Genomic DNA, 22085 nt, shown 5'->3' on the forward strand with positions numbered 1-22085 from the left:
AATGGTTTTATATACTGGCCTGTTTGGCCTTAACTTCTGTAACTTCTATTTTATCCTGGGTGTATTTTGATGGGCATTTCATCAGGATCTTTGATGCGTGAAACTCGTTGCCAACCATGGCACCGGTAAGCACCAGCTGCTCGCTCCGTTCAAAATCTTCGGGTTTGGTACCTGTAAAAATAACTTTACGTTCCTCTCCCTTATTATCCTTCATGTAAAACGAAAAGTAATTGGCATCCTTAGTGGCATCGTAAAACAACTCTTTTGATTTATTGAGGTGCCCTACAATATGCAATTCGCTGTTGGTTTTTGTGGCATCGCCAAAAGAACCATAAGTGCTTGAATTGGAGTATACACTAATGATAACCGCTATAGCAATGGCTATAACAACAAGGCCAAAAATTGAACTTTTTTTCATTTGCGGTTTATATAAAATTAATACAAATGCAAAAATACAAAACAGATAGCTAATAATGTTTATTACAAGTGATATGTTTTATTTAGAACCATTCTTAACAAAGCGGTTTTTGAACAGGAAAATCGCTTTGTTAAGAATGAAGTCATGCCGAATTTATTTCGGCATCCCACAGGATATTCACACCTGCCAAGCCTCCGACTTGCCCGTTGTAAACTTTCCCGTGCTTACTTGTACGTGGGATGCCGAAATAAATTCTGCATGACCTACGCTTTCTAACTTTCGAACTCCCTCATATTGATAGAAAAACCGTTATAAATTTTAAACGCGATTTCCCTGGCTTATTGAATAAAATAAAGTTAATCAACTTATATTTTTAACATTTAACCTGTACTGCTCTGGCGATGAGCCGATGTATTTTTTAAAAATGCGCGAAAAGTAATACGGATCATCATAGCCCAGCCCTGTAGCTATATCTCTTATCTTATCGCCATTTGTGTATAACAACTGGCAGGCTTTTTGCATTTTAATATGGATAAAATAATCAATAGGCGGCATTCCGGTGGCTTTACGAAAAAGGTTTGAAAAGTGCGATACCGATAAACTATGACTTGCAGCCATCTCCTCCACAGTAAATTTTTTATCAATGTTATTGCGCATACGGTGAATGGTTTTGGTAATAACATCCTCCCCGCTTTCTGTATTGTTTTTAATCTTACGATGAGGAAACAAAAAAGTAGCAATAAAATGATAAAGGCAAAAATTGGCATTACACAAGTTTTCAATGCTGTAACCCATTTCAAGGGTTTGATATATGTATTGCCAAATTTCTAAGGCTTTCTCATTAAAAGGGATCAATAAGGGCCCATTTGTAATGCAGAGGTTGAGTGCCCGGTTAAAAGCATCAATACCAGCCCCGGTGTAATGCACCCAATAAATAGTCCATGGATCCTCATTATCAGCCCAATAGCGCATATACCTATCCGTAGCCGGAATAATAACAAACTGGTTACTGTTTACCTCGTACCGTTTATCATCCAGTATATAATGCCCTTTTCCCTGCAGGCAATAAATTAGTATATTATCCTCACATCCTTTACGGCGTTCGCGGTAATGAAAACTTGCTTTTGGGAAATATCCAATTTGGGTAATGTAAACCGGGAAAAGTTCTGGCTCTTTAGTCTTGGCATCATCCAATACTTTTAAAGGAATATTTATCAGCTTTTCTCCAATAAAGCCATCTCGTCTTTTAAAGCCGTTACTCATAAATTTATAATTGGTTTGCACTTGGATAATACATAAACACAAACATATTACCAGCTATATGCAGTACTATTATAGATAAATAAAATTGTAAAAGTGATCATTCATTACAAATTGAGAATTGTACATATCATTATGCCAAAATCACACAATTTTATTTTTTTTGATAGTTGAATAGTCCATTAACAACCTCCTTATGTGTTAAAACAACACTTTAAATTCGCCAGTAAAACCTTTTATCATTTGAAGATTTCTTTATTAAAAAAAGTATATTTATAGCAACCGCTTAATGAGTTAATCAGTAAAATATGAAAGATCAAATCGGCACAAAAGAAAATCCCATGGCATTAAAAACGCCTCCTTTATCATCAGCGTTTACTATGCACACCGATGTAAAAGATGGCAAAGAAATTTTGGTGTGTACTGTTGGCAAAACTGTTTTGCATTATGATTATCAATGCCTCCATGACCTTCATGCCATGTTAAAATCTCATGGCGACTGGATGGAACTTGGCAGCGCCGACGAGCAAAAGCCCGCCAAAGAAGGCACAGTAGAAGCCTGGGGCCGCTCAGAAACAAACCCCGTTGGCGGCTGGTATGGATTAAAGAAGGGCCTTCGCGGGCGTTTCGGCATGTACATACCACCGTTGATGGAGGCTTTGGGGCTTGCCGAAGTTACACACGAACCCAAAGGCAATAAAATGAGAGCGATTTAGGGTTGGCTCACCGTTTCCATTGCTGCTGTATATTGCCCCATTTTAGCGGCACTATTGCAGGCCGCACGATGCAACAAAGCCTGCTGCGCTGCTGCAATATTTTCGTCTTTACCTCCCCACAATTCCAGTGCAGGCTGTTGTATTGCCCTTGAAAATGAAAAGGTAAGCGCCCAGGGCATAATATCGCCAAAATGGGTATGCATCCTGTTCAGCCGTTCTGACGCCAATTGGGCAGACTGGCCGCCAGATAAAAACGCTATACCCGGCACCGTGGCTGGCACGGTTCTTAAAAAACATTTTATCGTAGCTTCGGCAACCTCATCCAAGCTTGGCTTTTCGGTACTGTCTTCACCGGGCAAAATCATGTTGGGTTTCAGGATCATACCTTCCAGCTCAACACGCTGCTGGTATAATGCGTTAAAAACGGCATGCAGCACCTCGGTGGTTACAGAAGCACATTGCGCTAATGAATGATTACCATTCATCACCACCTCTGGTTCAACAATGGGTACCAAACCAGTTTCCTGGCAAAGAATAGCATAACGTGCCAGGGTATAAGCATTCGCCTTAATGCACGCCGTAGAGGGTATATCATCGCCTATGGTAATAACTGCCCTCCATTTAGCAAAGCGAGCCCCCATATCGTAATATGCCTTTAGCCTTTCGTGCAAGCCATCCAGGCCCTCGGTTATCTTTTCTCCCGGGAATCCCGCCATTGGTATGGCGCCTTCATCAACTTTAATACCCGGAATAATCCCGTTCCGTTTTAAAATATCAATAAACAGCGTACCATCAGTTGTGCTTTGCTTAATGGTTTCATCAAACAGGATTGCCCCACTTAAATACTCGCCCAATCCCTGCGTATTTACAATAAGATCCCGGTATTTACGCCGGTATTCCTCGGTTTGAGGGATCCCTAATTCAGCAAATCGTTTGTTACAGGTGGGGATGCTTTCATCCATCGCCAGCAGGCCTTTATTATCGGCCATCAATCGCTGCGCGATACTTTTTAGTGTTGAATTATCCATAATAAAATGTGTTAAGCAGGTAGTAAGTGAACACAGGTAAATGGCGTCTTGTTTTGAAAAGGAAACAATATTGGCAATTATTTTTTCACAAAATCGTTCCCCCCCACATCTAACACATCATCGCAATTTCTTTGCTTTATATTTCCTTTCTTATCACTTTGATATCGGTACCTCTACATAACTACTGTTATACCACTTCACTTTTAAAGGTGTTTTGGCATCGGCAATACTTTCATCACTAACATCTTTCCCGGTACCATAATTGATTTGGCAAAAGCGATTTTTATTTACGTTGACAACAACCAACAGCCGGCTGCCTTTGCGCAACTGACGGCTCACCACCTTGGTGTTTGAAAACGGGATAGCCGTCATTTTTCCCGGTTGTAATAATTTACGACTGGTGATATCCCCGGCATAACTTGCCCGGCCAACATAATAGCTGAGCTCAAAATACTCGCCGTTGGGCATCACTTCGTACAACACTACGCTGTAATCAAAGTCTTTTTTATTGATAGCAACAGTGAGCTGACCAATAAATGCACCGTTTACAATAAGAGGCTGCTTTAAACTATCACTTATGAACGTAAATCCGTTGCTGTAAATATCTTTTTGGACAATAGGATACGGATAGGCGAAACTATTCATGGTTTTGCGGTCGGCAAAATCAACTTCCTGTTCAAGGCAGGCCAATTGTGCCGGTTTTTGTGCCGAAAGTTTAAACTGATCGTCTTTTTTAACATTGCTGAGGTACAGCTTCAACATGCTTTGGTGCATTTTCTCTAGCGATGGTGCATGATCCCATCGGTTGGCACCCATTACTTCGTAATTGATCCGGTCTTTGATTATGGCAGGCTTTTTACCATTTTTCATGATATAATCAAACCATTGAAAGGTGATCTCTTTGGTGTTGATGAGCGCCACAGAATCAACCTTGTAATCACGCAGATTGGCTTCCCCTCCCCTTTGCGCACCAAAATGATCGTATGGGCCCATTACCAAATAATAATTGGCCCTGGGGTTATATTTAGCCAATTGCCGCAGATAGTACAGGCCCGATGTCTGCCCGTCATCATAATATCCATCAAAAGCCAGCACCGGGATGTTGATCTTAGCATATTCCTTTCCAAAAGGGATCATAGATTGCCAATACCTATCAAAACCGGGATGCCGTAGCCAGCGTTGCAGCCATTTGTTGCGCGCATGGTCAACACTATCAATTTTACGGTATGATGCACCACTATTATACCAGTTATCATTCAGATCGTCCCAGCGCTGCCGGTTGTTATAGGTAGCGGTATCTAAATATTTGTTATTAGTAACGTAGAACGCCCAGCCATAATTGGCGTTCAGGAACACATTATTCTCCATCGGCAGGCCCATCCCCGGTATAGCCGAAACATAGGGCACAATAGTTTTAAGCGCGGGGTGAACTTTATATTTCAACCCAGCCCATTGCGCAAAACCCGAATAACTGCCGCCATACATCCCCACCTTTCCGTTGCTCCAGGGTTGTTTGCTTACCCAGTCAATTACTTCATAAACATCTTCGGCGTCGTGCTCGTAGGGAGCCACTTCTTCGGGGCTTAGACGTTTACCACGCACATCGGCCACAATGCCTACGTACCCATGGTCGGCGGCATATTTGGCTTCGGCCAAGCTTCTTTTAGTATCCGAATAAATAAACACAAACAAAGCGGCCGGTTGCTTACCAATCACATCGCGCTTGCGCACCACCACTGCCGAAAGCGTATGCCCTTGCAGCGTTTTGATAAATACACTATCGTTAATAATATACCGCTGGCTATCCGCCTGGGGTACATTTTGGGCAAAAAGAGTTACACACCGGCTTATAAAAGCCAGCAACAGCATTAATTTTTTCATGATATTTTTTTTAGCTAAAGCCGAGGGCTTAAAACAGAAAGTTTACGAATTTGCTTTCATGCTACCTGGCATTCTTATGTTGATTATTATTTAATTTATACACCTACAAAGCTTTCGGCCTTAGGCTTGCCGCTTTTCTACAGCCTGTTCAAAGTTTTAAATTTTACTGATTGCCTGTCGGACACTTCCAGCAATTGGCCTGTTTTTAACTTTATATTTAACTTACCACCGGGCAACCTGTTAACCTGAGCGATAAATGCTGTGTTGATGATTTGCGCACGGTTTATCCGGAAGAACACCGCCGGGTCCAGCTTATCTTCCAGCTGATTGAGTGAACGCTTCAGAAAAGCCTTGTTACTGCCAAAATACAACACCGCGTAATTATCCAACGATTCAATGAGATAAATATCAGCCGGATTAACAAAATAACACTTGTTGCCGTCTTTAATAAATATCTGCTGATTGACCGGCGCTGAGCTCAACCTGTCCTTTACCTTTTGCATGGCCTTTGCAAAACGCTCCTCGCGGATTGGCTTCACCAGGTAGTCAAGCGCATTTGTATCGAATGCTTTAACCGCGTATTGATCAAAAGCGATGGTAAAAATAACCTCGGGTACATTATCCAACATTTCCAGTAAGTCGAACCCCGATGCTCCGGGCATTTGAACATCCAGGAATATCAGTTGCGGGTTATTTTTTTCTATAAGAAGCCTGGCATCGTCGGCATTCCCGGCTTCACCCAAAACCTCTATTTCCGGATAGCTTAACAGCGCCTGTTTAATTTCATCACGTGCCAGGCGTTCATCATCCACAATGATCACTTTTATCTTTTTCATGACAGCGGAATTGTAATGGTTGATAAAACGCCATCGCCGGGTAATTCTATTAAATTGAGCGATGCTTTGTTTGAATATTGTAGCAGCAAACGCTCTCTAAGATTTTTCAACCCAAGGCCATTGGTTTCTACAGCACCGTTTAGCCTCCCGGGATTTTGGACACTTATCCCGATATAACCCTCCTGCTTTTTTATGGCAATAATAATTCGGCCACCATGTTTTTGAAGCGCTATGCCATGCTTAATGGCATTCTCCACCAAAGTTTGAACGCTTAAGGGAAGGATTGAACAGGTATCCAGAAATTGGTCAAAAGTGATAGTGAACTGCAACCGTTCTTCAAAGCGGATCTTCTCCAGTTCGAGGTAGTCGTTTACCAAACTCATTTCATCATGTAAAGAGATAAGATCGGTATTTTGTCTGTACAGTGAATTGCGCAACAGATCTGACAACAGATCTATCGCTCTCCGGGCTTTTACCGGATTGGTACTGATGAGTGCTTTAACACTGTTGAGCGAGTTGAAAAAGAAATGTGGATTAAGCTGTGCCGCCAGGTGCTGTAATTGAGCTTCGCGGGCCACTACCTCCAGGCGGGCATACTCTTTGGCTGTATCAATTTCCATTACAGCATAATGGTATAGATGAAATGCCAACACCCAAATTGCCATCAGCCTGATACCACTCGCCAAAACTATGAGGTAGTTTAGCTTTAAAAAGCCGAAAAAAGTTTCATTAAAATTATAGCTAAAATAATAGCGAAGCACATACAACTTAATAATCACCAGGAACATGTATACCAGCCCCATAACAAACACCGCCAAAATAAGCTTTGCAGGCATGCTTTTTAACTTTAATTGTACCCAATTAAGCTTATGAGCAAATAGGTAATAAGTATGCGTAACAGCTATCCCAACAACAATATCCAATATAAAATGAAGGAATGCCAATTGAAAACTAAAGCCCCTGTGTGGTGGGGCATCCTGTACCTGCATCCACGCAGAAAATGCCCAGAACAACCCAGCCAATGACCAGCCAATTAGCTGACATTTCCAGTAAAGCGATATGTTTTTATTCGGTCTCAATTTTAATTGTACGCCTGGTTAACAAAACAAACCAACAAAATCTATTTGGTAATATAAAGAGAAAATACAGGAGTGCGGGTATTTGGGGATGAGTGAAGTTATTTTACAATCGGCAGAATTAAAAGCTGACCGATCATGGGGTTCATCAGGTAATTGAGTAAAGAAAAACTGCAGAAATATAAGATCAGTTAGCCTAAGGTAATCTTTATACCCGGAGATACAGGGATTAGGTTTTAAGGAAATTAGGATAGCAAAAAAAGGCGCAAAATATAAATGGGCTACTAATTGATTAAAAAAGTAGCCCACATAAAATAGGTTTAGTGCTATTTGCCCTTAAGCTGTACCATCACCTTTAAGGTTTTTAAAATTATACCTACATCATTATTGAATGATATATTTCTTAGATAGATTAAATCATAACGAACCCGGTGACGCATTTGATCAATATTTTCTGCATAGCCATAATTTACTTGTCCGTATGAAGTAAGTCCCGGTTTAAGGCGTAGTAACTTTTTGTAATTAGGCGATTTTAATATAAGTTGTTCTATAAAAAACTGGCGTTCAGGTCTTGGGCCAACTACAGACATATCGCCTTTTAAAACATTCCAAAACTGCGGTAGTTCATCCAACCTTGACCTGCGCAAAATCCTCCCCCATTTAGTAATACGTGGATCATTATCGGTAGACAATTGCGGGCCTAATAACTCCGAATTGATAAACATACTCCTGAATTTGTAAATTTTGAAAGGCCGGCGGTCTTTACCAATTCTTTCCTGGCAGAAAAAAGCAGGGCCCTTTGAAGTTAATTTCGTAATAATATATAACATCAAAAAAATCGGGAATCCAATTACCATAACCAACAGAGAAAACAGGATATCGAAACTTCGTTTTAAAAATACAACCTTTAAACTAAGTTCAGGATTATATGAAAGCTGTATTACAGGAAGGTTTTCATAGTTAACAATTTTGGCAAAATTATTATCCAGTACAAGATCAGAAACCAATTTGATCTTGATAGAGTTCTGATCGCCCAGATCAACCATCTTTTTCAACAAGGATTGATCCAGATATTGATAGCATACAAACACTTCATTGGGATTTTTATCCAACATCCTCTCAAGCAGCATTTCATCAGACATGTCCTGAAGCATTTCTTCGGAAATCAGATCGATAAAATAGTAACCATATTCAGGATGTTTGGAGAATGACTTTATTAGCCTATTTGCAATAGATTGATTACCTACAAGAAGTACATTACGCCTGTTATACCCTTTTTTTCTGATATAGTCCAAGATGTAAAATATCAATGAGCGCTCTGCAATTGTAAACGTAAAAAATAAGATATAGGTAACACTCATTTCCCATCGGCTAACCTCATACAACTTGAAAAAATATATCACTCCAAGCACCATAACTAAATGGTATATAAGGGAAGACAGAAACTTACTGATATTTTCACTCAATACAAGAGGCCTGCTAATAACATAGTTTTTTGTTACTGAAGCTATAGAAACCCAGGCCAAATTAACTAATAAGATAAAATTTGCAGATTGTATTTCGGATGAATAGTAATTAAAAATAACTAAGTGGGCTACTTGAAGCGCGATATTTAATATTATCAAATCGCTTACAAAAGTAACGAGCGGTAGAAATCGAGAGTAGCGTATTTTCATGGATAAGGGTTTGCAAATATAATTATTTCCTATTAAGAATATGAATTAAACAGAAATAAATAACAACATGATACCAATACGAACAATAAGTTCTAAACGCTACAATCAAAAATTAATTATTTTATTTTTTTTATTAAATATGGCAAGCTATATCCAATTTATCCTGAATATAAATAAGCCGCTCTCTTTTGAACCGGGCTGTAGAAAATACAGATGCATGCGTAACAATTTCGTTATAATTAAATAGCATATAATTTACTTCAGACTAGTCAAAGGCTATGAATTACCCCACATAACAGCTATCTTAAACATAGTTTTTACCGCGTGGAAATATTCATAAAATGGCTTTAATGTATATAAGTTATATAACCAAATTAAACTTTGATATCTATTTACGGGCATTATTACGATTATTGATTTATGAACTCCTTTACCCAATTGTTTATATAAAACTCATTAAGTTCATTAAAAATTGGTTCCATTTTAGCATCTAACTTATCAATCCGCTCTTTAATCCCAATTATTTCCGTATCGTTCAAATCATCCAAAACCATAATATATGCAGGATCATAAAAGGCAGCTTCTTTTATATGAGTATTAGTGGTAATGAGTGTAGCCCCCGCTGCTAACACCTCAAAGGTTCGCATGGTTAAGCCGGTTTGTCCTGAACGTTGTATATCCAGAACGCTTTTTGATGACTTGAAAATTTCGGCCACTTGTTGCCTGGAAAGTTTTTCGAAGCTAACCTCATGCCACTTTACATTGGCATGTTTTCCTTTTATTATTTTTTCGAGCAAAAAAAACCATTTAGCAGGAGAATAAAAAAAGGCAAAAGTTTTATCGATATTATTGAATAAGTGTTTAATTGTTTTATACCTGCTGGAATGCAGCGTCCCGACGAAAGAAATTGAATATTTTTTATCCTGTTTATTTAAGTTGTTAATGAATTCACCGGTGTAAAACAGGTGTTTTAATTTAAATACCGGATTAAGTTTTACATCTTCAAAATCAAAGCTGTAGCAACTGTCAAAATGCTTTAAAATGTACAGGGAATTGGCATTGTTATTATTAAATGAATCGTAAGTATAATAAATGAGTTTAGATTGAGGGTTTAATTTTTTAAACTCAACAATAAACCATACCGGTACTACTTCGCCCTTTATCAGAAAAAAATAAGCATATTGCTTTTGCTGTATCTTAGTGAGGATATTTTTATAATATTTATTTATAGCACTATTGAGTAAGCTTTTTTTTACCCTAAAAATGGCTTTTAAAAACGAATTATTTGATGTTCTTTCATCAAAAAAATCAACATCATAGCCGTTTTCAATAAGGGCATTGGTAATAGAAATTTCATATCCAAAAAATGCCGGGGCAATAAATAAAATAGATTTCCTGCTCATACGGTTATTTGAATAATCCTTTTTCTCTCATCTCCTGGATAGATTTTAAATATTTATCTTCCTGAATATGCTGTGTATTTACCCACTGTGCAAATTTACTGATACCTTCTTCAAAGCTCACCTTAGGTTTAAAACCAAGCGTCGCCGATATTTTACTAATATCAGCATAATTATGCCTGATATCGCCCAACCGGTAGTTCCCTGAAATTTGGTAAGGCACTTCTTTTCTATAATTGGAAAACAACTCCTTTACTACGGTAATTACATCAGTTGGGGTACCTGTGCCTACGTTAAATACCGCGTTATTTGCGGCATCCTGCTCAATTCCTAAAATGGTGGCATCTACTACATCATCAATGAACACAAAATCGCGCGTTTCTTTTCCATCTTCAAAAATATTAATCTCTTTACCATTTTTTATCAAGGTAGAAAAAATAGACAAAATACCCGTATAAGGATTAGAAAGTGACTGCCCTGGTCCGTAAACGTTTTGATAGCGGAATGCTACAGGCGCAATACCAATGGTTGGGCAAACAGTCATGATCATTTGCTCCTGGTTTTGTTTGGTAATACCATACACGGAGGATGGATGTATTTTTGAGCCTTCGTCGGTTGCAACTAATTTTAAAGCAGCACTACTGCCTGGGTATTTAACTTCAAAATCACCGGCGCGCATAAATTCATCAGTACGATGGCCGGGATAAACAAATCCGAGCTCGCCGCTTTCATATTTCCCTTCGCCATAAATTGACCTTGACGATGCTATCACTACTTTGCTCACAGCGTGTTTAGTGTTGGCCAATATATCAAGCAATAAGGCTGTCCCCCCAATATTAACATCGGTGTAATGTGCTATCTGATACATGGACTGGCCCGTTCCAGTCTCGGCTGCGAGATGCACAATGATGTCCTGATTTTCCACTGCCTTTAACAAATCGGCACGAGATGTTACTGTTCCTTCAATAAAGTTTACTTTGTGCTGTATAGATTGAAATAACGGAGAAGAATTTTGTGGATCATTCCCATGTATTTGTTTTGAGAGATTATCTAAAATAGTTATACTATGTCCATTTTCAATTAGTTTCAAAGCTAAATTTGAGCCTATAAATCCAGCTCCGCCAGTTATCAGTATGCGTTTTTTCATTTATATATATTTCTCTAGTTAAAAATCCCGTTTGAATGTGTTTTTTGCCACTGTTGACTTTTTTCATTGTAGCGCTTTATAATTCGCGCCGGGGCCCCAACAATAACACAGTAGTCGGGAAACACCCCACGAACAACTGAGTTTGATCCAATTATGCATTGTTTCCCCAAAATTGTTCCCGCCTGGATTACAGCTCCATATCCAATAAAGCAATTTTCACCAATGCTTGTGGTTTTTACAATATATTTTTGTTTTAAAATATGTAACCCTATCTGCTGGTAATCATGATCTAAATTGGTTATAAATACATTTCCGGAAATTGTGGTACCTTTTCCTATGTTTATTGGCTCATTCGCACTAATTAAATGCAAATTTTGTCCGATTGATATATCGTCTTCAATTACAATCTGGCCATTATCATGTGTCTCTAATCTTGAACCAGGAAATATCCGGACTTTATTACCAATAATAATTCGGCGCCCTCCCAATATAAACAGCGGGCGGCCTACATATGATAATAAGCCAATCTTTTTCACCTTTAATCTTACAAAAAGGGTTGTTAGTAGCCATTTTATTTTATAAATCATTTATTCTGAAAACCTCCGATTATAAATCTCCTTATAAAAACTGTATGTTTCTTTAAAACATTTTTCCCAGTTAAATTTTACACTTTGCTTTAATCCCCTGTTTATCATGGATAGGCGAACTTCATTTTGTCTTAATAAATTAATTTTTTCTACAATTGCATCTGCCGAAATTTCGGTGATCATCATTATAGCATCGCCCCCAACTTCAGGCACGGAAGAAAGATTATTGGAAATTACCGGGCAACCAGCTCTCATAGCTTCTACCACGGGAAATCCAAATCCTTCATAAACTGACGGGTAGATCAATGCAAAAGCGTAATTGTATAAAGTATTGAGTTCTGTATTGTTTAATCCATCCAATTTAATAAACCTTCCCGCAAGATTCGAATTTAAATAAATGAGCTCCTCTGCTGATAATTCTCCCCCTCCTACTATAACCAAGTTTAAATCTGCGACTTTTTCAACAGCTTCAGCCACTATATCGAATTTCTTATACCCCTCTCTTTTTCCAATAAACAAAATAAAAGGTTCGTTTACATTCAAAACATCTTTTAAAATATTGTTACTTGTTTTTTCAATCGGGAAAAAGTGTTCACTGACACCATGATAAATTACTTTTACTTTATTTTCAGGTATTTGAGGGTAGTAAAACATCAAATCCTTCTTAGTATTTTCTGAAATACAAATAATGCCATCAGCATTTCTAATTCCAATACCTGTTAGGGATATATGCACTAATTTGCGGGGAAATTTTGAAGCTAACCCTTTTTTATGGGTAAAATCATGAACGGTAAAAATATTTACAACATCTTTTTGAAGACATGTACGATAATAACTTGCATGATACAGAGATTTAGCCGGCAAACGTACTGTTAAAGGCAAGTATCTGGTAAGAAATGAGGGTAAAAGATCCTCTAATATATAATTCGTATCATACGATTTGGTTTGATTTTCAAAAAGCGCAGATTGCCTTTGCTCCTTATTTTGAATAATTATATTAACATTATTAAGTTTTACAAAATATTTTTGAAGCTCATTCCAGTATGTTGACGCCCCTCCAAACTTTTGAATATTAAAAACTATATTATCTAAAAAAATCTGTAAACTCATTTATCCAGTCTAATAAATCTGATATGCTTTTTTAATTATTTGATAATCTTATTATGCTATTGGCCAATTTTAATGGAAAATCCGTCTTTGATTCCTTTTAGCAATGTTTTTTTCTCATCCTTTTTGTAAATCAAATACTTGATGAGCCTTGTTATTATGGTGTGGCTTAGCGCAATTTGCCGTACTAAAAATGGATAGTTTTTCCTTACAAAGTAAACTCTGTTTCTGTTTAGGTAATAAATAGAAAACAATGATTCGCCACCTCCGGTACTAAACGAAACCTTATGAAAAACCTCCAGCTTTGGCAGATAACATACTTTGAAACCTTTGTGAATGGCCCTTGCAAGGTAATCGGTATCATCATAATAAACAAAATAGTTCTCGTCCATAAGGCCAACCACCTCAAAAACTTTTCTGCTGATTAACATAAAACAAGTAGGCGCATAGTCAAAATGTTTAATAACGTTAAACTCGTCGCTGTCGTCTTTATTGTAACCTACATGGCTTGCATAACCTTTATATCTATGAATTTCGCCCCCGGCAAGCCATATTTTTCTTGTACCAAAGTAAAATATCTTGGGAATTACGAGGTTCTCGCTATTGGCAATAGCATAATTTATCATCTCATCTAACAAAAATGGCTGATGAAAATCGATATCGTTATTTAGCAAAAGGATAAAATCTGAGTTATCATTAAATGCAAGCTTTATTCCCTGGTTATTCCCTTTTGCAACACCATTATTTGAAGCGTTTTTAACATGGGTATAGCGGGTTAAAGGATATTTAATTAGTAAAATTTCAATTAAATCATCTGTTTCGACCGAAGGAGAGTTATCAATAAGATATAAGTGGTGGTTTTTAAATGATTGCAAGGATAAGCTCTTAAAAAAATCTTCAAGTACATCATCACTTTTATATAAAACCGTTACTAAACCTATTTTTACCATATCTAAATTCTTTAAATTTATTTGTTGCAATTAATCAATTGAGTATTTGAATCCATTTTGGATTTATTGTAATAACTGCTACCCATGTAAAATGCATATAGGAGAATAATATACAACTCTATGCCGCTAAAGAATAAAAACACGATCAAAAATGCATAATACTTATTTTCAAAAGGCGTAATTATGGTTGAATCAAACTTTTTTGTGAAATAGTGCAACCATATCAAAAAAATAACCAATCCAAATTCACACGTAAAATAAAACCAGCGTATATCCAAATTATATGTTAATGAGCCATCCTTCACTCGCTCATTATCAAATATGTAATACTTGGCTGGCACAAAGCCCCCATTTTTTAATCCATATCCAGACAAATAGAGTAATGGTTTAGTAGCAAAAAAAAGAGCTATCGGTAAATCAGAATCTTTTTGCAGCGGTATTCCTAAAAAGTTCATATTGGCCTCTCCATCATCGGCATCTGTATCGTACCGGTCAACAGCTCTTGATAGCACCAGGTTGACTACATAATTATCACTATGCGTGGCATAAAAATCCAAAAATACTACTTTAAGCAACGAAATAGAATAAAAAAACATAACAATCATCATTATTCCCAGTGCAACGTTAGCTCTGATATTTTTGATTTTTTTGATGATAAAAAATATAATACCACTAAGCAATACACCAACCATAAAGGTTTGTGACGCGGTTAATAATCCTACTATTAAAACCAGGATTAATGATGCGATTTTATTTTCTTTTAAGAATAATGGTATCGATACCACCAAAAAGGCAGCCAGAAATTTAGGTTCAATAAAAAAAGCCGAAACGCGCGCATTTGCGGCATCTTGCCCACCAGCTACATAAGCCAGGTAATTAGATCTCATTCCAAATACTCTCAATATAGTTTCATCCTTAATTATAGATGATAATACGAGCTGAAACAAGCCAATGTAACAAGAGTAAATCGCTACTTTTCTAATAATTGAAAAAAAGTAATGGATATCATGTATTTTGCTTTCGCGATAAATTCTTGTTCCCAAAAAAACTATAGGTAAAAAGTATTTAACATAAAAAAATACCCCATCATACAAAACACGCCCCACTGAAGGGTTGTTTCCATCAAAAACATCATAACCTAATGTTAAAAGTACTGATATTGTTATGGAGGACAATACCGGCAAAAACAGAATAATCAATAGTGAAAGTTTCATTTTCAACTTACTTCTGAAAAGAGCCGTTCCCTCGGAGATAAAAAAATATGTTGAAATAAAAAACAGTGGAGTAGCGGTAATGCTTATAAAGGGTATATAAAATGTTGAACAGGCGGTACCATATAAAATAAATTCAATTGCATTTATTTTTTCAAAATAATATAACCCAAACAATAAAATTGTCAAAGCAATACATTCAATAGATATTAATATATCAGTTATTATGGAAGTAGAATCCATGCTTAAATTATCAATTCTTATTTATACATTATAAATGCAACTCCGCCCGTTATCAGTATTTGCTTCTTCATTATGAAATATCTCTATACAACGCTGCCTGAAAGCCTCAATTAATTACCTATATGGTCGTACTCTGAAATTTGAACCTCAAAATTCTTTTGATAATACTTTCTCTTCAGCTAACAATTTTTTATCTCTATTATCCTTTATTGATTCGCTCAGCTTTTTACCAAATCTTATAAAAGGTTTTTCAACAAAATGATAAGTAACCAGTGATATTGATATAGTTAGCCCAATCCTGGTAAAGGTGAATACTAATGCATTAGATGATTCTGGAATTAAAGTCAAAATAATTCCCTGAACAAGATATATGGAGTAGCTCATTACACCAAAAAACACAAAAACTTTAGGGAAGTTAAATTTTTGGCATCGTATTACTACTGCAAAGAATACCAGGTAAGCGCCGATTATTGCAGTAGTAACAGGTAAAAAACTTCTGGCTCCTAATAACTCTGGCTTATCATGACCATATAGATTTATAAAGGTATTACTCAGTAATACCGCTGCAGCCAAAATAATCATTATTATAAAGGTTGAAAACGATATTTCATTATTGACAAGTCTGTAAAAAAGTGTTCCCATAAACATGGTGCTCAGGTAAAAAATTAATCCCCAGCCATTACTTGCCAAATGAAAATATCCAATAGCTATTACCCCGGCCACAAACGAGATTCCTAAAAAAACAGAAGCAATAAAAACGCTTTTTTTTATAAATCCTAAAGCAAAAATAATAGAAACAACAAAATAGAAAAACAATTCAAGACATAGGGTCCAGTATAATCCCAATATATTGGGTTGCCCCAAAAAAAGCTGGAACATAAATAAATTAGTAATAATTGTTTTTAGACTCGGAAAACTAACTTTATACAATCCAAAATGAATACCTAACAGTACTGTTATAATACTGACTATATAAAGTGGATATAAACGGAATATTCTGCTTACCCAGAATGTTTTAAGTGATGCTCCTTTCTCTAATGAAACGGGTATGATAAACCCACTTGTTAAAAAAAATAAAATTACCCCAAAAAGCCCCAATTGGAAGTAGTGTGTTGTAAAGTGTATAAATGCAGGAAACAATCTTTCAAACACATGCTCTCCTAAAACTGAAAATGCAGCAATAAAACGTAAAAAATCTAAAAATGCAAGTCTGTTTTTCTTAATATCCATTCTAACTTTAATTATTAATTATACATTCGTGAAGTTTAAATTGGCAAACTCAAAACTATTTGTCTCCTTTAACCCCAACTTTTTCCCACTTACCTGTCCCCCAATTATACAGTTTTATAATTCTTGCAGGGGTGCCCGCTATAACGCAGTAATCGGGAAATACTCCACTAACCACAGAATTAGCCCCAACTATGTTGTGTTTGCCTAAAACCGTACCTGGCAATATAACTGCATTATTATAAACCTTACAGGATTCCCCGATGATTACCTCATTAACTTGTAACACCTGTTTTTCTGGCGGCAAGCTTATATCGGCATAAGGATGATTAATATCAGTTATGGTAACATTAGCCGCAATAGCGGTATTTGCGCCTATAGTAATTTTGTTAGCGCAGGTTAAATGGAGATTTTGCTCAATACTAATGTTGTCATTCAAGGTAATTAAAGGTTCATAATTAACGCCTGCATAGCTAAAAACGCCTTCTAATCTACAGTTATCCCTTACTAAGATATTATTTTTAAAAATCACACATTGGGGAGTGAGCAACAAAGGCCTGATAATACGATTATTAGAACCACAATTTTTTAAAAAAAATTTATACCATATGATAGTCTTTAATTTATAATACAGTGATCGTAATCGTAACAGTTTGGTATATATATCCATTATAGTTTAATAAGGCGAATAAAACAGTTAATCTATGAAGAAACGGCTTAACTGAGTCTAATTGTTGGTTAATGTTCTTTTTACTCTTAGTTTTAAAATAATCAACATTACTCTTATAAGCTTTTTTACTCCAAGAAATTTTAAATATAATGTAGGGTACCAACTTATATTTCTATATATAGACGTTTTAATTGCACAGGTAAGTCGGATATTTTGGTTGATTGAAATATTTCCACCGGAGGTATTACTTGAATGCATTCTATATAACGACACCACTTTATCATAAAATAAAATGGCTTTTATAGAAGCAGCTCTCTGATAAAAAAACCAGTCTTCTGCAAAAAGGTCTTCAGGATAGAGACCAATTTTATTATAAATAGTTTTATTAATTAATGAAATTGGACCAACCGTTGAAGGATTGGTTATCATTTCTTTCAAAATTCCAATGTCCGTTTTAAACTTCAGTTTATCTCCTTTATTAATGGCCATTGAACTTTGTCCGGTAATATTACTATTTTCATCAATTACTAAAGCATCACTAACCAATACAAGTTTGCCATGTTTTTCATTTTCTTCTAAAATAGATACTCTTTGTTCTATAGTGTTGCCATACAGAGCATCGTCACTGGCAAGGGGCAACACATACTTGCCTTTAGCCAATTCTAACATTTCATTAAGTGTTGCGCAAAGACCTTTATTGCTCCGGTTTTTATATTTTATTGATAGATGATTTGCATAATGTTGGCTCACCCAGTGGTTTATTAGATTATTTGAATTATCGGTAGAGCCATCATTAATTACAACAATTTCTTTATTGGGATAGGTGTCATCAAGAATACTGTTTAAGGCCTCAACAACATATTTTTCGTGATTATAACAGGGAATGATAATAGATACTAAAGGATACTTCATTTGAACAATAATTTTCTGAAAAGCACAATCATAATTATTAAATAAGCAAAATAATTAATTGCAAATGCTATGGTAATACCATTTAGCTTAAACAAATGTATACAAACATATCCTAACAAAACATAGCTTATACTAAATACAACTTCTGTTATAATAAATGCTTTGGTCATCGCTTTAGCTAACATTAAATAAGCTAATACCCAGGCTGCCATTTTAAAAAAATCGCCTATTAATTGAAAAGCAAAGAGTTCGCCCATGGTTTCAAACTCTTTAGTATATAAGATATGAATTATGAAAAAACGTAACCAATAAATAAGCAAACAGCTAACAAAAACGCCAGGAAGAATGATCTTATATCCCTGATATATTTCTTTACGCAGATCATCATCATGGTGTAATGAAGATAGTTTAGGTAAATAATATGTACTTAAAGAGGTAGTAACCAATAACAGGTAACCGTCAGAAACGCGCATCATGCCTTGCCAATAACCGGCATCATTGATCCCTAATTTACTAATTACCATATTACGCAGGATGATCTGTGAAACAGGCACAGTTAAGGCCGAAACTATTGCCATTAAACTAAATCTTGATAATTTGTGGGCTGTCTCTTTATCAAAAGGCTGGTTGAAATATGATCTTGCAAACCAGCTACTTTTTATAACCATTATTAAAGTAACAAAAAATACGATGGATTGAGCTAAAACCAAAGCGTAAAGCGCACCTGTTATTTTATAAAAATAAACTAATACAACTGTAAAAACTAAGCCAATAATACTGCCTACGGTATTGACTAAGGTGTACCTTTTTATTTCCTTTTTTCCATTTAAAATAGAAATCAGGAGTGAATTAAGAGCGTATAAAATAATGGTAATACCTAAAACTCTTAAAGGGTTGGTGTAAAGAGACGAATGAAATAGCCATTGTGAAATATAGGTTGCAATGCAGAGTAATATTAAGCCAAATACACTTGAACTATAAATACTAATTTTGAGTGAAGTGCTAAAAAGCTTTTTTAATTGCTGCTCATCCCCTTCAAATTCTGCAGTATACTTTATTACACCTGTATTAATTGCACCATTAGCAAATGTTAACGCAATAGTTATAAAGTTTGAAAACTGCCCAATTAGTGCTATGCCAGCAGGACCCGTAAATAAAGCCACCACTTTGCTCGCTACAAAGCTGGAAGCAATGCGGATAAAAGTAATTACAGCCGAAAAAAAAGAAGTCTTTATAAGTTTCAAATGTTCAGATTAAATGATGGATTCTTTTAAAACTTCTTTAATATTCATTTAAGGTTTTTATAACGTGATCCACCTCTTCGGGTTTTAATACAGGGCTTAAAGGCAAACTTAAAACTTCGCGATGGATAGTTTCGCTTATAGGATAGCTTAAATTATTCCACTCTTTATAAGCCTGTTGCTGGTGTGGCGGTATAGGATAATGTATAATAGTTTGAATGCCATTACTGGTAAGATATTGCTGTAAATGATCACGGTTATCCGTTCTTACAACAAATAAATGCCAGACATGAGCACTTTGCTCAGCTATTTTTGGCGAAATAATTTTAGAATTATTTATTTCCTGCAGGTAACGATTTGCAATTGCTCTTTTAGTTGCCGTTTCCTGATCAAGGGTTTTAAGCTTAACACCTAACAATGCAGCCTGCAACTCATCCAAACGGCTGTTAACACCTTTATACAGGTTTTCGTATTTTTTATGCGAACCATAATTTAATAATGCCCGTATGGAATCATTTAATACATCATCGTTGGTGGTAATAGCCCCTCCATCTCCCAAGGCACCTAAGTTTTTACCAGGGTAAAAGCTAAAACCAGTGGCATCACCAAAATTCCCGGCTCGTTTGCCGTTACTTGTTGCGCCGTGAGCCTGTGCACTATCTTCAATTACTTTTAACTGATGCTTTTGAGCAATAGCATTTATTGCCTGCATATCACAGAGTTGGCCGTATAAATGAACAGGCAAAATGGCTTTTGTTTTTGCTGTGATCTGACGTTCAATTAAAGCTGGATCAATATTGTAAGTATCGATATTGGGCTCAACCAGCACAGGAATTAAATTATTAGCGGATATGGCCAAAATACTGGCTATATAGGTATTAGCGGGTACAATAATTTCATCGCCGTCCTGAAATATCCCCAACTCTTTATATGCCCTGATAATTAAAATTAGTGCATCCAGCCCGTTGGCTACACCTATCGCGTGTTTAGTTCCGCAATAAGCTGCAAAATCGGTTTCGAATGCATTTAATTCATTACCCATTATATACCAGCCTGAATCTAAAACGCGCTCAAATGCCTTTGTTAATTCTTCCTTATGCCGCCTATTAATTTCTAATAGATCCAAAAACTTAATCATTATTTTCTAATTGGTTTATATTCATCTAAAATGTATTGAATATTAGTTTCCTTATCTAATAAATTCAAATCAAGAATTATGGCATCTTCGGTAATAAATCCTTTATGCCTGGCAGGGTTACCGTACCAAACTGTATAAGGGGGAACAGATTTAGTAACAACACTACCCGCTCCAATAAATGAAAACTCACCTACTTCAATACCGGCAACAATGGTTGCATTTGCCCCGATAGAAGCGCCTCTTTTTATAAGAGTTCGCTTAAATTCTTTAGGATAGACTTTTGAACGGGGTATCAGATCATTTGTAAAAGTGGCATTAGGTCCAATAAATACATTATCTTCAACACTTATACCATCCCAGATTTGAACACCAGATTTTATGGTAATATTATTGCCGAGAATGACATCGTTTTCAATAAAGCAATTGCAATTAATGTTACAGTTTGAACCTATTATTGCACCTTCAAGAATAACGCAAAATTGCCAAACAAAAGTATTTTCCCCTATCTTATCTGTTTTTACATCTGATAAGGAATGAATGTTATTATCCATACGTATATTCTAAAAAATCTTGATAATCTCTTATATAATCTTTCTCATCATATTTATTTGATGCCAAAACCAGAAGCACGGCTCCAGATGAAAAATTGACCAGATCGCGCCAAATTCCAGGTGTTATATATAATCCAAAATTAGGTCTGTTAAGTGTAATTGTTTTTTTTATATGTCCATCATCAATCACCACATCAAAACTCCCGCTGGCCGCTATAATTAGTTGCTTTAATCCATAATGGGCATGTCCACCTCGTATTTCTCCGCCAGGCACATCATATAAGTAATAAACTCTTTGAATATCAAATGGTATTTCTAATGCGCCATTGATAGATGTAATATTACCAGCCCTATTATGAATTTTTTTAAATTCAATTACATTACAATTGTATACTGAAGCTCTCATGATTTATTTTGCTTAAATACACTATAATCTCTGATATAATCATCTTCTTGATAAAATGTTGATGCAGCAATAAAAGCTAATGAATTAGTTGAAAAATTTTCCATATGCCTCCAAATTCCTTTTGGAATATATAATCCATAGTATGACCTGTTTAATGAGTACCTTTTAGTTTCTTTTCCATCATCTAATACCACATCAAAACTCCCTGATAAAGCAATGATAAACTCTTTATTTTCTTTATAGGCGTGCCCACCCCGTTCTTCACCACCCGGCACATCATATATCCAATAAACGCGTTGAATTTTAAACGGAATATGGTTATTTTCTTCCAAAAACGAAAGGTTTCCTCTTTCGTCTAAAATTTTAGGAAGGTTTATAAGCTTTATTTGATTATTATCCATGAC

The 22085-nt window shown here is 36.0% G+C and carries 22 protein-coding genes; 1 reads left to right on the top strand and 21 read right to left on the bottom strand.

Annotated features, from left to right (window positions below):
* Nucleotides 1-7: 7 nt before the first annotated feature.
* Both AC1D0K_RS21800 and AC1D0K_RS21805 read right to left on the bottom strand, forming a co-directional pair.
* Nucleotides 8-418, bottom strand: a complete 411-nt coding sequence (locus tag AC1D0K_RS21800) for a cytochrome c maturation protein CcmE domain-containing protein (protein ID WP_295715755.1) — start codon at nt 416-418, stop codon at nt 8-10.
* Nucleotides 419-778: 360 nt separating this feature from the next.
* A complete protein-coding gene (locus AC1D0K_RS21805) occupies nt 779-1681 on the bottom strand; it encodes an AraC family transcriptional regulator (RefSeq protein ID WP_477443249.1) in 903 nt (300 codons plus the stop codon).
* A gap of 305 nt (nt 1682-1986) precedes the next feature.
* Between AC1D0K_RS21805 and AC1D0K_RS21810 the strand changes: the two genes are divergently transcribed.
* Nucleotides 1987-2394, top strand: coding sequence for a DUF6855 family protein (locus AC1D0K_RS21810; RefSeq protein ID WP_477463098.1), 408 nt, complete (start codon nt 1987-1989; stop codon nt 2392-2394).
* Here the strand turns inward: AC1D0K_RS21810 and AC1D0K_RS21815 are convergent.
* The 19 genes from AC1D0K_RS21815 to AC1D0K_RS21905 all read right to left on the bottom strand — a co-directional run bounded on the left by AC1D0K_RS21815 (nt 2391) and on the right by AC1D0K_RS21905 (nt 22082).
* Entirely contained in the window at nt 2391-3422 is a 1032-nt protein-coding gene (locus AC1D0K_RS21815) for a class I fructose-bisphosphate aldolase (RefSeq protein WP_477399586.1), read from the bottom strand. The genes AC1D0K_RS21810 and AC1D0K_RS21815 overlap by 4 nt on opposite strands.
* A gap of 153 nt (nt 3423-3575) precedes the next feature.
* Nucleotides 3576-5303 (bottom strand): CocE/NonD family hydrolase, encoded by a 1728-nt coding sequence (locus AC1D0K_RS21820; RefSeq protein ID WP_477443253.1) that lies wholly within the window; start codon nt 5301-5303, stop codon nt 3576-3578.
* Between the two features lie 137 nt (nt 5304-5440).
* Nucleotides 5441-6139, bottom strand: a complete 699-nt coding sequence (locus AC1D0K_RS21825; RefSeq protein ID WP_477443255.1) for a LytR/AlgR family response regulator transcription factor — start codon at nt 6137-6139, stop codon at nt 5441-5443.
* Nucleotides 6136-7218: a sensor histidine kinase gene (locus tag AC1D0K_RS21830; RefSeq protein WP_477399582.1), complete on the bottom strand. Its 1083-nt coding sequence runs from the start codon at nt 7216-7218 to the stop codon at nt 6136-6138. Before AC1D0K_RS21830 ends, AC1D0K_RS21825 begins: the two co-directional genes overlap by 4 nt.
* Before the next feature lie 323 nt (nt 7219-7541).
* The gene (locus AC1D0K_RS21835) at nt 7542-8891 is read right to left on the bottom strand and encodes a sugar transferase (RefSeq protein WP_477443678.1); all 1350 of its coding nucleotides are present in this window, start codon (nt 8889-8891) and stop codon (nt 7542-7544) included.
* Nucleotides 8892-9301: 410 nt separating this feature from the next.
* Nucleotides 9302-10294: a glycosyltransferase gene (locus AC1D0K_RS21840; protein WP_295715741.1), complete on the bottom strand. Its 993-nt coding sequence runs from the start codon at nt 10292-10294 to the stop codon at nt 9302-9304.
* A 4-nt stretch (nt 10295-10298) separates the two neighbouring features.
* Nucleotides 10299-11438: an NAD-dependent epimerase/dehydratase family protein gene (locus AC1D0K_RS21845; protein WP_295715739.1), complete on the bottom strand. Its 1140-nt coding sequence runs from the start codon at nt 11436-11438 to the stop codon at nt 10299-10301.
* Nucleotides 11439-11452: 14 nt separating this feature from the next.
* A complete protein-coding gene (locus tag AC1D0K_RS21850; RefSeq protein WP_295715737.1) occupies nt 11453-11974 on the bottom strand; it encodes an acyltransferase in 522 nt (173 codons plus the stop codon).
* A gap of 51 nt (nt 11975-12025) precedes the next feature.
* A complete protein-coding gene (locus tag AC1D0K_RS21855) occupies nt 12026-13135 on the bottom strand; it encodes a glycosyltransferase family 4 protein (protein WP_295715735.1) in 1110 nt (369 codons plus the stop codon).
* Between the two features lie 56 nt (nt 13136-13191).
* The gene (locus tag AC1D0K_RS21860) at nt 13192-14082 is read right to left on the bottom strand and encodes a glycosyltransferase family 2 protein (RefSeq protein WP_295715733.1); all 891 of its coding nucleotides are present in this window, start codon (nt 14080-14082) and stop codon (nt 13192-13194) included.
* Nucleotides 14083-14099: 17 nt separating this feature from the next.
* Nucleotides 14100-15536, bottom strand: coding sequence for a hypothetical protein (locus tag AC1D0K_RS21865; protein WP_477399336.1), 1437 nt, complete (start codon nt 15534-15536; stop codon nt 14100-14102).
* A 147-nt stretch (nt 15537-15683) separates the two neighbouring features.
* Nucleotides 15684-16766: an acyltransferase family protein gene (locus AC1D0K_RS21870; RefSeq protein ID WP_477443644.1), complete on the bottom strand. Its 1083-nt coding sequence runs from the start codon at nt 16764-16766 to the stop codon at nt 15684-15686.
* 55 nt (nt 16767-16821) lie between these two features.
* Nucleotides 16822-17433: an acyltransferase gene (locus tag AC1D0K_RS21875; protein WP_477397297.1), complete on the bottom strand. Its 612-nt coding sequence runs from the start codon at nt 17431-17433 to the stop codon at nt 16822-16824.
* 57 nt (nt 17434-17490) lie between these two features.
* Nucleotides 17491-18345, bottom strand: coding sequence for a glycosyltransferase family 2 protein (locus tag AC1D0K_RS21880; protein WP_477397295.1), 855 nt, complete (start codon nt 18343-18345; stop codon nt 17491-17493).
* The gene (locus tag AC1D0K_RS21885; protein ID WP_477397293.1) at nt 18342-19589 is read right to left on the bottom strand and encodes an O-antigen translocase; all 1248 of its coding nucleotides are present in this window, start codon (nt 19587-19589) and stop codon (nt 18342-18344) included. Before AC1D0K_RS21885 ends, AC1D0K_RS21880 begins: the two co-directional genes overlap by 4 nt.
* 37 nt (nt 19590-19626) lie before the next feature.
* Nucleotides 19627-20724: a DegT/DnrJ/EryC1/StrS family aminotransferase gene (locus AC1D0K_RS21890; RefSeq protein WP_477443092.1), complete on the bottom strand. Its 1098-nt coding sequence runs from the start codon at nt 20722-20724 to the stop codon at nt 19627-19629.
* On the bottom strand, nt 20724-21275 hold the full coding sequence (locus AC1D0K_RS21895) for an acyltransferase (RefSeq protein ID WP_295715720.1): 552 nt from the start codon (nt 21273-21275) through the stop codon (nt 20724-20726). The genes AC1D0K_RS21890 and AC1D0K_RS21895 overlap by 1 nt, the downstream gene beginning before the upstream one ends.
* On the bottom strand, nt 21268-21681 hold the full coding sequence (locus AC1D0K_RS21900; RefSeq protein ID WP_295715718.1) for a sugar 3,4-ketoisomerase: 414 nt from the start codon (nt 21679-21681) through the stop codon (nt 21268-21270). Before AC1D0K_RS21900 ends, AC1D0K_RS21895 begins: the two co-directional genes overlap by 8 nt.
* Nucleotides 21678-22082 (bottom strand): sugar 3,4-ketoisomerase, encoded by a 405-nt coding sequence (locus AC1D0K_RS21905; protein WP_295715716.1) that lies wholly within the window; start codon nt 22080-22082, stop codon nt 21678-21680. The genes AC1D0K_RS21900 and AC1D0K_RS21905 overlap by 4 nt, the downstream gene beginning before the upstream one ends.
* Between the last annotated feature and the right edge of the window lie 3 nt (nt 22083-22085).

The sequence above is a fragment of the Mucilaginibacter sp. P1_A3 genome, assembly GCF_056406855.1.

Excerpts from the sequence above, each read along its gene's own strand:
- AC1D0K_RS21820 (WP_477443253.1), bottom strand. The coding sequence starts at position 5,303 with ATGAAAAAATTAATGCTGTTGCTGGCTTTTATAAGCCGGTGTGTAACT.
- AC1D0K_RS21800 (WP_295715755.1), bottom strand. The coding sequence starts at position 418 with ATGAAAAAAAGTTCAATTTTTGGCCTTGTTGTTATAGCCATTGCTATA.
- AC1D0K_RS21825 (WP_477443255.1), bottom strand. The coding sequence starts at position 6,139 with ATGAAAAAGATAAAAGTGATCATTGTGGATGATGAACGCCTGGCACGT.
- AC1D0K_RS21870 (WP_477443644.1), bottom strand. The coding sequence starts at position 16,766 with ATGGATATTAAGAAAAACAGACTTGCATTTTTAGATTTTTTACGTTTT.
- AC1D0K_RS21875 (WP_477397297.1), bottom strand. The coding sequence starts at position 17,433 with ATGGATATATATACCAAACTGTTACGATTACGATCACTGTATTATAAA.
- AC1D0K_RS21845 (WP_295715739.1), bottom strand. The coding sequence starts at position 11,438 with ATGAAAAAACGCATACTGATAACTGGCGGAGCTGGATTTATAGGCTCA.
- AC1D0K_RS21880 (WP_477397295.1), bottom strand. The coding sequence starts at position 18,345 with ATGAAGTATCCTTTAGTATCTATTATCATTCCCTGTTATAATCACGAA.
- AC1D0K_RS21905 (WP_295715716.1), bottom strand. The coding sequence starts at position 22,082 with ATGGATAATAATCAAATAAAGCTTATAAACCTTCCTAAAATTTTAGAC.
- AC1D0K_RS21900 (WP_295715718.1), bottom strand. The coding sequence starts at position 21,681 with ATGAGAGCTTCAGTATACAATTGTAATGTAATTGAATTTAAAAAAATT.
- AC1D0K_RS21810 (WP_477463098.1), top strand. The coding sequence starts at position 1,987 with ATGAAAGATCAAATCGGCACAAAAGAAAATCCCATGGCATTAAAAACG.
- AC1D0K_RS21855 (WP_295715735.1), bottom strand. The coding sequence starts at position 13,135 with ATGAGTTTACAGATTTTTTTAGATAATATAGTTTTTAATATTCAAAAG.
- AC1D0K_RS21835 (WP_477443678.1), bottom strand. The coding sequence starts at position 8,891 with ATGAAAATACGCTACTCTCGATTTCTACCGCTCGTTACTTTTGTAAGC.
- AC1D0K_RS21860 (WP_295715733.1), bottom strand. The coding sequence starts at position 14,082 with ATGGTAAAAATAGGTTTAGTAACGGTTTTATATAAAAGTGATGATGTA.
- AC1D0K_RS21890 (WP_477443092.1), bottom strand. The coding sequence starts at position 20,724 with ATGATTAAGTTTTTGGATCTATTAGAAATTAATAGGCGGCATAAGGAA.
- AC1D0K_RS21895 (WP_295715720.1), bottom strand. The coding sequence starts at position 21,275 with ATGGATAATAACATTCATTCCTTATCAGATGTAAAAACAGATAAGATA.
- AC1D0K_RS21815 (WP_477399586.1), bottom strand. The coding sequence starts at position 3,422 with ATGGATAATTCAACACTAAAAAGTATCGCGCAGCGATTGATGGCCGAT.
- AC1D0K_RS21840 (WP_295715741.1), bottom strand. The coding sequence starts at position 10,294 with ATGAGCAGGAAATCTATTTTATTTATTGCCCCGGCATTTTTTGGATAT.
- AC1D0K_RS21865 (WP_477399336.1), bottom strand. The coding sequence starts at position 15,536 with ATGGATTCTACTTCCATAATAACTGATATATTAATATCTATTGAATGT.
- AC1D0K_RS21805 (WP_477443249.1), bottom strand. The coding sequence starts at position 1,681 with ATGAGTAACGGCTTTAAAAGACGAGATGGCTTTATTGGAGAAAAGCTG.